Below are 13,628 nucleotides of genomic sequence, written 5' to 3' on the forward strand. Positions count from 1 at the left end.
CTGAGTGACGTGAGTTTGTGTTTGCTTTCTTACTTTCTAAGTCGTAAGAATTGATTGAATTGTTCCAGGGATTTCAACAAGCTTTTAATTTAATCAAGGGACTTTTTGAAGGAATCTCAAAAGTTTTGATGAGTCGGTTGGAAGCAGTTGAAACTTAATTGCCCGGAAACAAAGAGTGGTTAGTTCCTGATGGGTATTCACCTCTCATATCTATAGTTTTAGTGTGTGGCTCGGTTTGATTTGTAGTCTGATGGTCTGTTTGCAAACTGTCACATAAATTCCGTAATGTTTTAGTCTTGAGAAGCAATAAATTACAGAGTTTCTGTTAGTTAAAGGTGCAATTAAGTTCGGTAAATACTACCTGTGATTCACAAAAGCCAGCGCAAAAAATAAGCTCTCTGGCTCTCTATACCTGTGATGCGAAACTGATTTCAAGTGACGATTAATCCAGTTTCTTTAAGCTTGAGAATTGATCGCTGCCTGATTCCCTCACTTCCTACTTAGCAACAGGAACGATCGCAAGAAATCCAAATCGCTAATAGATTAGATGAAACCTACGGCTGGATTGTTCCATTTGAGGTAGCTAGACAATCGTGCAGTAGCGATCGCGCCCTTCTGCCTTGGCCTGATAAAGCGCCTTGTCTGCCGCCGTAATTAGCGTCTCTGGAGGCTTGTGCTGCGTCGGAATCGTCATCGTCACCCCCAAGCTCACCGTGACGATCGGCTCGACTTTAGAGGTCAGATGGGCAATTTTCAAGCGCTTGACTCCTAATTGAATCTCCTGCGCCACCTGAATTGCCCCCTCAAGATCAGTCGTCGGCAAAACCACCGCAAATTCTTCGCCGCCATAGCGGGCAGGTAAATCGATCGCTCGTTTCGCCGCATTTTGAATAATCTGGGCCACCTGCCTGAGACAGTCATCGCCCGCCTGATGCCCGTAAGTGTCGTTAAACAGCTTAAAACAGTCAATATCACAAAGAATCAGCGACAACGGTAACTGCTCTCGCAGCATGTGTGACCATTCTTGCTGGAGATACTCATCAAAACGGCGACGGTTGGCCACCTGAGTCAGCCCATCAAACGACGCGAGACGCTGAAGTTCGTGGTTGGCTTCTTCAAGCTGCTGATAGAGGCGCACCTGCTGGATCAATCGCCGAACTCGCTGCCGCAGCACCGCCCAATGAATCGGCTTGGTAATGTAATCGACCGCCCCCGCCGAAAAGGCCTGATCCACCGACTCTTGATCCTCTAGCCCCGTGATCATCAAAACAGGAGTCTTGCTGCCCCCTTCGCACAGGTCTTGAATCCGCTTACAGCAGGCAAACCCATCTAACACAGGCATGATCGCATCTAGCAAAACCACGTCGGGGCGCAGTCGCGAAAATAGGGTCAAGCAGGCCTCACCGTCGATCGCCTCTACTACCTGATAGCCGTCTTGCTCCATCGCTTGGCGCAACCCAATCCGAGTCGTTTTGTCATCATCAGCGACCAGAATCAACGGAGGATTATGGTTAGAGCGCATTATCTCTGACATTGCTGAAGTTCCAGGTTGAGCGAAGCTTTCACGTTGTCGTATTCAGCCTCCAGTTGGCATACTTTTGAGGCAACACTTTCTAGAGTTCCCAGTTGCAGTAGGGTTTCCAACTCTCGGCAGAATTCGGCCAACTGGATCGCGCCCAACATGCCGCTGGTCGATTTGAGGGTATGGACTGCCTGTTGTAGGGCGAGCCAATCCTGGGTTTCGGCGGCTGTTTGAATCGTTTGCACCAGTTTGAACGCATCGAGCAGGTAGCTGTTAATAATATCAGCTAGAAAGGTTTCTCCTTCATTAGCCAGACTGCGGATTGCTTGCAGCGCTTTGCGGTTGAGGGTGATGCGATCGGGCGAAGTGCGCGGGGTCGATCGCCCAGACGGATCTGTCGGAGTGCCTCCCAACGCGAGTCTAAAGGCATTGTCCCGGTGAGCCTGATTGAGTGCCCGCATCAAAGCCTCGATCCGAATCGGCTTGCTCAGGTAGTCATCCATGCCGACATCTAGACAAGTTTGGCGATCGCCCTGCATGGCGTTGGCGGTCATAGCGATGATATAGGGGCGCAGCCGAGGGGCCCACTCTTGATGAATCTGCTGAGTGGTAATCAGCCCGTCCATTTCTGGCATCTGGACATCCATCAAAACCACATCATAGGCTTGACGGCGCAGGGCCTCTAACACTTCCAGCCCGTTTCCAGCGACATCGGCGCGATAGCCCAACCGTTGCAGGAGATGCAGGGCGACTTTTTGGTTAACCACATTGTCCTCAGCCAGCAAAATCCGCAGGGGATAAGGGTCGATCGGGCAGGCTTCCTCGGAGGCGGGCGATCGTTCCTGTACCAGTTGAGGCGGCGGGGGCACGATCAATACGGACTTTGCGGTGATTGTGAAGTAGAACGTAGAGCCTTGTCTGGCAATCACGCGAGGCACTTGAGTAGGCGGATCTCCCCCGACTTGTCCGTTGCTCTCGACCCACATTTGACCGCCCATCATTTCGCTCAGACGTTTGCTGATTGCTAGTCCTAGTCCGGTGCCTCCATATTGGCGACTGGTCGAAGAATCAACCTGACTAAAGGATTTGAAGAGGCGATCCATGCGATCGGGCGGAATGCCAATTCCGGTATCCTGGACAGCAAAACGAAGGGAGGTGTGAGACGTGCGTGGGGCGTTGGGATCGGCTTGAACGGTGACTAAAATCTCTCCTTTGTCGGTAAATTTGATGGCATTGCTCAACAGATTGACGAGAATTTGTCGTAGTCGAGTTGCGTCACCAATAATCGTTCTGGGCAGATCTGGGGCGATTTTGTAGGACAGGTGCAGTTTCTTTTCGGCGGCTCTGGTGATCAGCAGGTCGATCGAGTCGCTGACACAGGCTTGCAGATCGATGGGCTGCTGTTCTAATTCGAGTTTGCCAGACTCAATTTTTGAGAAGTCGAGAATGTCGTTGATGATCGTCAACAGCGTGTCGCCACTGCCCCGAATCGTTTCGATAAAGTCGCGCTGCTGATGGGTCAACTCCATGTCGAGCAAGAGTCCCGTCAAGCCAATCACCGCATTCATCGGCGTGCGAATCTCGTGGCTCATGGTGGCCAAAAATTCGCCTTTGGCTCGGTTGGCATCTTCTGCGGCTTTTTTGGCCTGTTCTAAGGCCACATTCTGATTGGTCAGTTTTTCGCGCTGAAGGGTTTCTCGCTTTAACAGACGCGCCTGGGCGAGGGCAATTCCCACCTGATCGGCGACGGCTTCGAGCAGTTCGATTTCGTCCTCGCTCCATTGCCGAAACGAGTCACACTGATGTAGGCTGATCAATCCGTTGGGGTGCCCCTGATAAGAGGTGCGAATCGCCAGCATGGATTTAAGCTGAATCTGTTGGCAAAGCCCGACCACCGGGTGCAGCAGTGGGTCAATGTAGACATTCAAAGAGGCAATGGCTCGATCGGAACCGAGCATCGCTTCGACGTGAAGGTTGCCTTCAAGGGGGATTTCTAGCCCAAATAGAGACGGCCAGCCAGATTCTAGATACTCAGCGACGATCGGGATCTTGGGCGAAGAGGTCTCCAATTGAGATAGCTCAAACCCAGAAAGGAGTGCGTCATCGGCGGTGCCCACATAGGCGTGAATCAGGCAGCGATTGACCCGAAAGGCTCGACCAATCTGCGTGGCCGTGGTTTGGACGATCTGCTGGGTATCCAGACTTTGCCGAATTTCTTGCGTAATCTGTCTCAGCAGTAATGTGCGCTGATATTGGCGCTGTAGGGCATCTTCGGCTCGTTTGCGCTCTGTGGTATCGGTCTGTACGCCGACATAGTGGGTCAATCGCCCCTGGGCATCGCGAACCGGAGAAACCGAAAGCTCGTTCCAAAAGAGGGTGCCATCTTTGCGGTAGTTTCGCAGGTTGACGACGCAATCTTCTCCCGCTTTGATGGCGCTTCGCAGAGATTCTAAAGCCATCTGGTTGGCTTCGGGGCCTTCGAGAAAGCGCCCATTTTTGCCCACGACTTCATCGGCGCTGTAGCCTGTGATCCGCTCAAAGCCAGGGTTCACATAGATCATGGGATTGTCGGGCAGCGTCGCGTCGGTGATGATGATGCCGTTGCTGCTGGCTCCGATCGCCCGTTCTAATAATCGCAGGCGCACCTCGGACTGTTTGGCTTCGGTGATGTCGCGACAGATGCAGATAAATCCGCCCTGAGTGAGGGTGAGCGAGATTTCTTCATAAAAAGTGCTACCGTCCTGACGTTTGGCGATCGCTTCTCCGCGCCATTGACCTTCTCGGTGCAGGATGGGCAAGATTTCTCCCTCGATCCGCGCCATCTCATCGGGGTAATAGAGCGTCGTCAACGATTTGCCCACCAGATTGCGGCTGTGCTGGTAGCCAAAAATTCTTAAATAAGCATCGTTGAGATAGAGAAACTGACCGTCGTCGCTGAGAATCGCGATCCCGTCCATAGCGGCGACAACGGCGATCGATTGATGGTGCAGAGACTCCTGATCGGTGAGCAGGTGAGTCGCTTGCTGGATCAGACGACGGGCGATGGGATGAGTCTTTAGACGCGACTTTTTTTGCCTTAGCCGCCGAATCAAAAAAATCAGCAGAGCAAGGTTGCAGAGTGCCGCGATCGCATTTGCACTCAGAAAAGCCCACTCAACAGTCACTGCAAGCATTCAAGTTCGCTCTTACGGATGACTAATCTAGCCAGGTGCCTCTTCTTTTCGCAATGGAAGTTGACTGGATAACCCAAGTCAGGAGCCACGGAGATATTTGCTGGACTCCCGTCTTTCAGTGGGTCAACGTCCACGGAATTTTTTGGCCACTTCTTTAGTTATATTGCAACCCTTGATGATTAGTATCAAGCAAACTTCATCGGTGTCAAGCAGAATTCAGGAGTATCTGGCAACTAGCTAGCAAATTCTGGAGATTCTTTGGTTTCAACGACGAGATCAGGCAGCCCTTCTAGCTTTTCGGTGGGCACGACTTCTTCAACTAGGGGCACAAAAATCGTTAGCCCTCCCGGAACGCACTCAATGTCTACGGGTGTCACTCCGACCATTTCGCCATCCAAAACGACTTTCTGAGGCGGATTTGTCGTGATCTTAAACCGCTTGGCTCGTAGGTAGCCAATATCGTCACGCTCGGCTGGGGTGCCACTCAGAGCCGATTGCAGTAAGTGATAAGTAGCGGCGATCGCGCCTGCTTTATTAGAAGGGGCGACGATCGTCAGATCGAGCAGTCCATCATCGACAATCAAGCCCGCCGGCCCTTGAGCCAATACGGAAGTTGCCGGAGCTGCATTGGCCACCGTTAGCGCAGACGCTGTAACCGAAATGATTTTATCTTCCGTTTCGATTTCGGTTTCAAAGGGTTCTAGATTGCGAAGTTGTTGGAGTCCGGCTAGCACGTAAGCCAGCATTCCAAAGCGATTTTTGGCTTCGCGATCGGCGCGTTCCACCGTTTCTGCCTCAAAGCCGATTCCTGCTAAAAGAACCATCGGTTTGCCGTTACAGAAGGCTGCATCGACGGTTTTGGTGTTGGACTGTAAGATAGTTTCACAAGCGGCTTCGATCGTCGTCGGAATGCCCATCGCATTTGCAAACGCATTTGCGGTGCCACGCGCGATCACCCCTAACGGAATGCCCGTCCCCACCAGGGCTGTCGCCGCCGCCGAGAGGGTGCCATCGCCACCAGAAGCAATCACCGCATCGACCCCTTGAGCGATCGCCTGTTCTGCTAAATGGTCAGCATCTATTTCTTCGGTGGTCAGGTGAATATCCAGTTCGATGTCAGCCAGCAATGCTTTGATCGTTTCTAGGTCTTGGTCGGGGTTGCCTTGTCCAGCAACAGGGTTAAAGATGAGAAATGCAGAGCGCATAATAAAAGTTTGGTATAGAAACTAGACGGATGACTTCTAGATAACATGTTTGCCCTGGCTGAAAGCTCATACCGACGATGGATTTCCGGGTTGTAAATCAACATTTTGTGATTGAACTGTCACAATAGACGTAGCTAAATTGGGAGCGAATTATGGCAGATTCTTTGATGTACCAGGAAGAGCATTTTGTGGTGCTAGAAACCGACCAACCAGAGCAATTTTTGACCGCTGACGAGATGTTAGAAAAGCTACGATCGATTTTGTCTGAACGTCAAGATGCGTTGCCCCCAGATGTGCAGAGGTTTTCAACGGTGGCAGATCAAGCCCAGCATCTGCTAGACACGACTTGCGATTTAGATATGGGGGCGGGGCAATATCTTCAGTGGTATGCGGTGCGATTAGAGAAGTAGGAAGAGGGGTGCGATTTGTCACCAAAAAATCAAAGACAAAGCTTTTTGTTGGGTGGTCAAAACTACATTTACCAAAACAAAAATCGCCGTCGCAGATGATTAAAACTCTGAATCAGTTTTCGAGTCTGCGAAGGTAGACTTCGTTTGAGTAAGCGCAAATTCAGTTCCAAAGCAATTTGTGAAGCACTTACTCTCAACAACTGATGAATCAGAGTTTCATAACTTTTGGAGTTGATTAACGTGAATTCGATGAAATCTTTCGCTGCGGTTTTTAATCCAGGCAGCCCCCTAAATCCCCCACGAGTGAGGGACTTTGAACAGGCAGCCCCCTAAATCCCCCACGAGTGAGGGACTTTGAACCAAAATCTTGTCTGCAAGTCCCTCAAAATTGGCAGCTTGGGGGGCAGAAGCGCTGAAGAATGAAGCAAAAAAACTTTATCGAATTCACGTTTGATTAGAGGTGCGATCGCCAAAGCTGCCTAATTTCAGCCCTCATCCCTCCTTTCTCCCTCAACCCTCAAACCAGGACACGCCCGCAAACACCAAAAACAAAATGCCGCCGATCGTGGTTACCATACGTTCTGAGATATGTCCGGCGATCAGTCTGCCTCCCATAACGGCGATCGCGGTGCAGATTCCATGTCCGACGATCGAGCCGAGGGTAATTCCCAGGGCATTGTTGGTGGCGGCCAGGGTAATGGTGGTGATCTGAGTGCGATCGCCCAATTCGCCCATAAACACCAGCACAAACGCTTCTAAACAGATGGCGAAGGGAGTCTTTTTCTTTAAGTTGGCTTCTGCTTGAGCGATCGCGGCGACGGCTTCTCGTTCGGCATCGCTGGCACAGTCGAGGAGGCGATCGTCTGCTGCGAGAGACTGATTGCCACATTCTGGAGGCATTTTGTAAGCGTCATACAGCAGCTTGAACCCAAAGCCGACAAAGAGCAAAATTGAGCCGTAGTGAATGATCGGTTGGGGCAACAGTCCCAAAAGCTGACCCAGCGCCACCGAGAGAATCGTCATCAGCGACAACGCCGCGATCGAACCCGCAAACACATAGCGGCGGCGGTGACGCATCGCTAGACACATGGCAATAAAGAATGTCTTGTCGCCCAGCTCATTAATGGTGATTAAGGTCAACCCAGCCATAAAAGCACTCAACATCGGTCAAGCTCCTCAGAATTGTGGTGGCATCTGAGGTGACTTGATGAGAATGCAGACGACTCCACCAAGCCCACAACAGATGTGAACTTAGTGAAGGTCTCGCTTGCAAGAATGCCAGGTTTTAAGTTTTGAGGTTGCCGAGCGGTTTAACTCATCCCTCTCGCGCAGCGTGCCGCTAGCGGCAACCCCTCATCCCTTTTCTGTCTCTTGTCACTTGAACCAGGCTCATCGCCAGTATGTTGATTCAAATGGGCTGGTTTTTGACCAGCAGCTACTCCCCTTCAAACTGATGCAATTATATAGGTCTTTGGGGGTGAGCGATCGAGATTTCAATTTTTATGGAAGGACACATCAAAGATAAAGTGACACTAATGAGGGGGCGATCGCCAAATTATACTTAATCTGATGGAATAGAGTCCTCTACCTAGTAAGCCTAAATTGATTTTTGAGAGCCTGCCTAGCAATCGACTCGTAATTAGTAGAAAAAACGTTCAGCGCAATGATGATTAGCTCTTCTCATCTTTTGCTCGACAAACGAAACTGCTCTTTAGTCAGCTATCCACCTGAAACAAGCTGATTGAAAAGCCCTAAAATTTGCCTGAGCTACTATCTTAAAGCACTCAAATGCGCTACGATTACTCGTTGGTTTATGCATACTAGAGAGAAATTGAATGACTAGCAGCATCTCTACAATTGACTTATTTTGTGGTGCTGGTGGACTAACTTATGGGTTTGAGCAAGCAGGTCTTCCAGTGAGAGTTGGATATGATATTGATCCAGCATGTAAGTTCCCGTATGAGCATAATAATAAAGCTAGATTTATACGGAAAGATGTCAGTCTTGTTAGTAAGCTGGACTTAGAAGAACACTTTTCTGGAGACGTGGTGAAGGTCTTAGCAGGTTGTACACCTTGCCAGCCCTTCTCAAGCTATGCAAGACGTTACGATGATAGAGAATTGAAGTGGAAACTTCTACAAAGTTTTGCTCACCTAGTGCAAGAGTGTGAACCAGAGATTGTCTCAATGGAGAATGTGCTTCAGTTAAAGCATCATCCTGTCTTTATGGAGTTTGTTCAAACTCTAGAGACTTTAAACTATTCAGTTAGATCTTGTGAAGTTAATTGCTTGGACTATGGGGTTCCTCAAGCTCGAAAAAGACTAGTTCTTCTTGCCTCGAAATTTGGAAGGATTAAATTAATTCCACCGACACATGATAAGAAGGGATACAAGACAGTCCGTAAAACGATCGAACATCTTGATCCGCTCTTTGCGGGTCAAACATCAAAGACTGATCGACTTCATCAATGCAGTAAACTGTCTGACTTAAATCTTCGCCGTATTCAAGCCTCTAGACCCGGAGGTACTTGGCGCGATTGGTCTGATGATTTAGTGGCCAAATGCCATACGAAAAAAAGCGGTCGAACTTATCCAGGAGTATATGGTCGAATGGAGTGGGATCGTCCCAGCCCAACTATCACAACACAATGCTTTGGTTTTGGTAATGGGCGTTTTGGACATCCTGAGCAAGATCGCGCTATATCTCTCAGAGAAGCAGCATTATTACAAACTTTTCCACAAAGTTACGAGTTTGTAGCTTCCGATGAACCCGTTATTTTTGATCGAATTGGACGGCTAATTGGTAATGCTGTTCCCGTCAAGCTAGGGCAAGTCATTGCTCAAAGTATTCTAGAACACGTTGAAAGATTTACTTAAGGAGTAATTACTGTAGACGCATCCAAATACTCTGCATTGTCCAGATAAGTCTCAATGTTTTGAAGTATTTGCTTCAAATATTTAATTACTTTATTCTTTATTTCTAGAAGCTCACCTGCGGTTTTATCACGTCCTACTTCTGTAAAAGACTTAAGTCCATGCGCCAAATCATTTCTGTTTGTTTTGACAGTTAACAAATCACTGCCATCACCTGTTTTTGCGTATTCAGTTGAATGAGAGAATCCATATTCAGCCGCAGTGCTCTTAATTTTTCTCCCGTCAATGTTGCCAGAAAATAAATCCTCTTTGTCGAAACCAGCGGTAATGATATCGACGGAGATGGCTGTTATGCTTGAGAAAATCTTATCGGGATTTCGCTTTTTAAGATTTTTGAGAACAATTTTCTTAAGTTCAGGCCTTATCTGATCATAAGAAACTCCCTTACTCCTTAGCTCATCAAAGATTGCTTCGATGACATTCCTCATCGTTGCTTCTACTAAATTATAAAGCAACAAAAAACCGCTTGCCTTTAGAGTCTTTAATAACTCAGGATCAATGTCTTTAATTTTTGAACTACTACCTTTACCATCCATGCTCAGTTTAGTTGTGCCTTGCTCTAGACTTTTCAAAAAAATAAAATATCTACTCACTTCTCTAGAGCGTTCAGTAAAATCTTGAAGCAATACACTAGTCATAATTTGCCGAGAAGTTGGTCGCGCACGTATTCAACCCGACTTTTTACTTTAGGCTTGGAATTGCTTGCATCTGAGGTAGTGTGTTTCTTAAACTCTGGCGAATCTAGCCATTCCATTGACCTTGGCTCAAGATCACTTTTCTCTCTTAACGCAAGCGCAGTGCCTACAGCGATCGCCTCAAACCTAATTCGAGGGGTAGTAGTATTATTTTTACCCTTACGAAATCCATTCGGAAAATACTTCTCTACAAAGTCAAGCATTGATTCAAACTCAGCTTGCATTAGTTCCTGATTAAAGCTGGCATTATTATTCTTTTCTAAATATGCATTGAGAAACTCATTAACCTGACGTTGAAAATTCTCGTAGTTATTTAGATAAGCAAAAAATCTCAGCACAAACTCTTGTGGTTCACGTCTATCAACAAGGGCTTCTGAGAATGGGCATAAACTGCGGAACCTAAGATTATTAGATAGCTGATCAATAAATTCAAGAAATGGCCCACGTTGTATTCCTCTGCGCTTTTCCATTTCATTCAAAACAACACTGCCCGTGTTAATACGCTCAAACATATCTCTACGGATATCTTCAGTTGCTTTTTCAGTTAGTTGAATCATCCGAAGCGTAGTTCGCTTAAAGCGTCTCTGACGGGAGAGAGGTAAATCAGAAAACTTGAAATCATTCAATTTCTTCAACTTTTCGAGGTCTTCAAGCTTTAGCTCATTGTTAAGGAATTTAGCCAAAGTACGAATGCGCTGTGTACCATCTATTATTTCCAAACGTGCTTCATTCTCTTCATCGGGAATATCAGCTACAAAAACATACGGGATAGGCAATCCTAAAATCACAGATTCAATGAATTTTGACTGCCTTGCTTCATCCCAAGCCATTTCTCGTTGATAATCTGGAATGAACAGTTCATTGGTATCATCTTCTAGTCCATTGGTATACTTTTGAACAAGTATTTCTACTGGGTATTCTTTTGTGTCGTAGTCTATGGGTTTCTGCTTATCTCGTATTTCTGCTTCAGCCTGATCTCTTCTTTCATCTGTGATTTCTACTATTGGGGTGTTTGCTGCTTTTGGCATTTTACTTTCTAGTTTCGGTGATGTCATAGCACGGCAAAAGAAGCTTACGTCTCAGTCGAACTGTCCATAATTTTAGCCGTTCACGGACGAATGGGGCCAAGCTTGAGGGTTTCTAAGTTGAGCGATTGAGCAGGCAGGAGAATTGTAGTTGGAGGTTGTCAAAGCCGAAAGTCAAAGTAAGTTTCACCTGTGCTTGCCCTACCAATCCTTTTAAGCAGCGCGTTCTATTGGTAAGACAGGAACGATCGCTCTCATCAAAATTCCCAAAATCTTGTTAACTTCTCGAATGTAGTATTCTGTGACATCAATGTGAACGAGCTTTTCTTCTAATGTGATAAAGCGCCAAAGTGTCCCGCTGGTCGTCACTCCATAGATGATTGGAATTTCATTTCCTGCTTTTTGATTAAACCGTTGAGCCGCAATCATCGAAGCAACACATTGCCCCAGACCCGCTTTGATGTTTTCATTCTTGGCTTCTGTAATCAAAATGACAGGCGCACTAATGAAAAACTGTTCTTTTGAGCCACTAATAATAAAATCACAAAAACCAGCAAGTCCTTGTTCAGGTTCGACATTAAACTCGGTTCCTGAAAACAGACTAATTTGATTTTTTAACTGCCGTCTGACTTCGAGTAAAACGGGTGCAATCATCAGTTCAGAACGCGCTTTTTCGGTGTTGATTGCAGTTGCTAAAGGGATAGATTCCTCCAACATTTGTTTGAGAAAATTAGAGGGTTCTATCTCCTCGACATCAAAAAATAAGTTGCGACTTTCTTCGAGGATTAAATCAAAGTCTTGTTGAACTTCAGAGAGGGTGAAATCGCTGTATGCCATAGGTTGAAACCTCAATACTTGCGCTCTTTGGGTTCAAATAGATTGACGGTGACGGGCAGATAGTCGATGTCGATCCCGGCGGCCGAGAAGTAGGCAAGCGTATGCTTGAGAAAAGTTTCGTCGTTGCGGGTTGAGAAGTCTTCTCGAAAGTGAGAGCCTCGACTTTCTTGGCGGTTGAGCGCCGACGTGAGAATCATTTCACCCACAATTAAAAGACTTCGTAACTCCAACGCTTCTGTGATTTCAGTGTTCCAGAGTTTGCCTTTGTCGTCGAGTCTGATTTGAGTATATTTTTGCTGAATTTCTCTCAGTTTGACCAATCCCGCCTGCATCACTTCTGAGGTGCGAAACACGCCACAATGCTCGGTCATACAGTCTTGAAACGCTTGTCGAATCGCACCAATCCGGTATTCTCCAGGCTGATCGAGCAGCGTTTGAATTTGTGTTGCAGTTTCGGCCACATACTTCTCAGGATTCAAGTCTGGAAGCTTGCGATTTTGGACATATTGAGCGATCGCCGCTCCCGTTCTCCGCCCAAACACGACACATTCCAACAGTGAGTTGCTGCCCAACCGATTGGCTCCATGCACCGACACACAAGCCGTCTCCCCCGCCGCAAAAAATCCCTCAACCAGATCGTGGCTGCTGGCTCTGACTCGTCCCTCGGTGTTGACGGGAATCCCCCCCATCGAGTAGTGAACTGTGGGACGAATGGGCATCGGTTGCGTCACGGCATCAATTCCGACCAGTCGGTGCGCCTCTTCCCAGCAAAACGGCACGCGGCTCATGATTTTCTCTCGTCCCATGTGGCGCAAGTCAAGATAGACAAACGTGCCGCCTTTGGTGCCGTCGAGATGAACGCCCCGACCTGCGCGAGTTTCGTAGGTGATGGCGCGAGAAGTAATGTCACGGGGAGCCAGCTCCATGCGCGAAGGCGCGTAATTGGCCATGAAGCGATCGCCCTCGCTATTAATCAGATAAGCCCCTTCTCCCCGCACCGCTTCAGAAATCAACACGCCCACAGGCAATCCTGTCGGATGGAACTGCACAAACTCCATATCCTCAAGGGGTAAGCCAGCCATCGCCGTCATCGCCAACCCGTCCCCTGTGGAGGCATAGTCGTTAGAAGTCGTGTTGTAAACCCGCCCATAGCCGCCCGTCGCAAACATGACTGCTTTAGCGCGAACAACTTCTAGCTGCCCGGTTTCGATGTGATACATCACCACACCTTTGGCCTGTCCCTCTTCTAAAATCAGGCGCGTCACGTACCATTCTTCGTAGACTTTGACCCCATACTTCATCAGATTGCAGATTAGCTCATGCAAAATCGCGTGACCCGTTTTGTCGGCCGCGTAGCAAGTCCGATTGTGAGAATGTCCGCCAAAGGCACGTTGAGCAATTCGCCCGTCAGGAAGGCGCGAAAACAAAACGCCCATGTGTTCTAAATCGATCACAACATCAGGGGCTTCTTGCGTGAGAATCGCGACGGCATCCTGATCCGCCAAATAGTCCGATCCCTTGACCGTATCGAAGGCGTGAGCTTCCCAGGTGTCAGTCGCATCGACATTTTTCAGGGTTGCGGCCATTCCGCCTTGCGCGGCGACGGAGTGCGATCTAATCGGGTGAGTTTTGGCCACTAATCCGACACTCAAACTGGGATTGGTACGGGCGATTTCGAGGGCTGCGCGTGACCCTGCAAGTCCGCCGCCAACAATGATGACATCGTGATCGAGCATGTTGAGAAGGGAGGAGGGAGGAGGGAGGAGGGAGGAGGGAGGGACTTTAGACGTTGGACAGTAGACAAAGAGGAATTTTGAGTCTTTGGTCT

The 13,628-nt window shown here is 48.1% G+C and carries 10 protein-coding genes; 2 read left to right on the forward strand and 8 right to left on the reverse strand.

What is annotated here, in order from left to right; translation table 11 throughout:
- Positions 1 to 583: 583 nt before the first annotated feature.
- From ACKFKF_RS13115 to ACKFKF_RS13125, 3 genes are all read right to left on the reverse strand, one after another.
- Positions 584 to 1,534, reverse strand: a complete 951-nt coding sequence (locus tag ACKFKF_RS13115) for a diguanylate cyclase domain-containing protein (protein WP_446859860.1) — start codon at positions 1,532 to 1,534, stop codon at positions 584 to 586.
- Positions 1,522 to 4,695: a PAS domain S-box protein gene (locus ACKFKF_RS13120; RefSeq protein ID WP_446868112.1), complete on the reverse strand. Its 3,174-nt coding sequence runs from the start codon at positions 4,693 to 4,695 to the stop codon at positions 1,522 to 1,524. Before ACKFKF_RS13120 ends, ACKFKF_RS13115 begins: the two co-directional genes overlap by 13 nt.
- A gap of 233 nt (positions 4,696 to 4,928) precedes the next feature.
- The gene (locus ACKFKF_RS13125) at positions 4,929 to 5,900 is read right to left on the reverse strand and encodes a YegS/Rv2252/BmrU family lipid kinase (protein WP_446868113.1); all 972 of its coding nucleotides are present in this window, start codon (positions 5,898 to 5,900) and stop codon (positions 4,929 to 4,931) included.
- 152 nt (positions 5,901 to 6,052) lie between these two features.
- Here ACKFKF_RS13125 and ACKFKF_RS13130 point away from each other — a divergent pair, with 152 nt between their 5' ends.
- Positions 6,053 to 6,310 carry a chlororespiratory reduction protein 7 gene (locus ACKFKF_RS13130; protein WP_446868114.1) on the forward strand — a complete coding sequence of 86 codons (258 nt, stop codon included), beginning with the start codon at positions 6,053 to 6,055 and terminating at the stop codon, positions 6,308 to 6,310.
- 510 nt (positions 6,311 to 6,820) lie between these two features.
- On the opposite strand, the gene ACKFKF_RS13135 is transcribed toward ACKFKF_RS13130, so the two are convergent.
- Entirely contained in the window at positions 6,821 to 7,474 is a 654-nt protein-coding gene (locus ACKFKF_RS13135; RefSeq protein ID WP_446868115.1) for a TMEM165/GDT1 family protein, read from the reverse strand.
- Between the two features lie 671 nt (positions 7,475 to 8,145).
- Between ACKFKF_RS13135 and ACKFKF_RS13140 the strand changes: the two genes are divergently transcribed.
- Positions 8,146 to 9,186, forward strand: coding sequence for a DNA cytosine methyltransferase (locus ACKFKF_RS13140; protein WP_446868116.1), 1,041 nt, complete (start codon positions 8,146 to 8,148; stop codon positions 9,184 to 9,186).
- Here the strand turns inward: ACKFKF_RS13140 and ACKFKF_RS13145 are convergent.
- The 4 genes from ACKFKF_RS13145 to ACKFKF_RS13160 form a co-directional block, all read right to left on the reverse strand.
- Positions 9,183 to 9,881 (reverse strand): MAE_28990/MAE_18760 family HEPN-like nuclease, encoded by a 699-nt coding sequence (locus ACKFKF_RS13145; RefSeq protein ID WP_446868117.1) that lies wholly within the window; start codon positions 9,879 to 9,881, stop codon positions 9,183 to 9,185. The genes ACKFKF_RS13140 and ACKFKF_RS13145 overlap by 4 nt on opposite strands.
- On the reverse strand, positions 9,878 to 10,966 hold the full coding sequence (locus ACKFKF_RS13150) for a DUF262 domain-containing protein (RefSeq protein ID WP_446868118.1): 1,089 nt from the start codon (positions 10,964 to 10,966) through the stop codon (positions 9,878 to 9,880). The genes ACKFKF_RS13145 and ACKFKF_RS13150 overlap by 4 nt, the downstream gene beginning before the upstream one ends.
- A 210-nt stretch (positions 10,967 to 11,176) precedes the next feature.
- Complete coding sequence (locus tag ACKFKF_RS13155; RefSeq protein WP_446868119.1) at positions 11,177 to 11,800, reverse strand: hypothetical protein; 624 nt, start codon at positions 11,798 to 11,800, stop codon at positions 11,177 to 11,179.
- Between the two features lie 11 nt (positions 11,801 to 11,811).
- A complete protein-coding gene (locus ACKFKF_RS13160) occupies positions 11,812 to 13,536 on the reverse strand; it encodes a succinate dehydrogenase/fumarate reductase flavoprotein subunit (RefSeq protein ID WP_446868120.1) in 1,725 nt (574 codons plus the stop codon).
- Between the last annotated feature and the right edge of the window lie 92 nt (positions 13,537 to 13,628).

Source organism: Phormidesmis sp. 146-12, assembly GCF_052939495.1.

Excerpts from the sequence above, each read along its gene's own strand:
- ACKFKF_RS13115 (WP_446859860.1), bottom strand. The coding sequence starts at position 1,534 with ATGTCAGAGATAATGCGCTCTAACCATAATCCTCCGTTGATTCTGGTC.
- ACKFKF_RS13120 (WP_446868112.1), bottom strand. The coding sequence starts at position 4,695 with ATGCTTGCAGTGACTGTTGAGTGGGCTTTTCTGAGTGCAAATGCGATC.
- ACKFKF_RS13125 (WP_446868113.1), bottom strand. The coding sequence starts at position 5,900 with ATGCGCTCTGCATTTCTCATCTTTAACCCTGTTGCTGGACAAGGCAAC.
- ACKFKF_RS13130 (WP_446868114.1), top strand. The coding sequence starts at position 6,053 with ATGGCAGATTCTTTGATGTACCAGGAAGAGCATTTTGTGGTGCTAGAA.
- ACKFKF_RS13135 (WP_446868115.1), bottom strand. The coding sequence starts at position 7,474 with ATGTTGAGTGCTTTTATGGCTGGGTTGACCTTAATCACCATTAATGAG.
- ACKFKF_RS13140 (WP_446868116.1), top strand. The coding sequence starts at position 8,146 with ATGACTAGCAGCATCTCTACAATTGACTTATTTTGTGGTGCTGGTGGA.
- ACKFKF_RS13145 (WP_446868117.1), bottom strand. The coding sequence starts at position 9,881 with ATGACTAGTGTATTGCTTCAAGATTTTACTGAACGCTCTAGAGAAGTG.
- ACKFKF_RS13150 (WP_446868118.1), bottom strand. The coding sequence starts at position 10,966 with ATGCCAAAAGCAGCAAACACCCCAATAGTAGAAATCACAGATGAAAGA.
- ACKFKF_RS13155 (WP_446868119.1), bottom strand. The coding sequence starts at position 11,800 with ATGGCATACAGCGATTTCACCCTCTCTGAAGTTCAACAAGACTTTGAT.
- ACKFKF_RS13160 (WP_446868120.1), bottom strand. The coding sequence starts at position 13,536 with ATGCTCGATCACGATGTCATCATTGTTGGCGGCGGACTTGCAGGGTCA.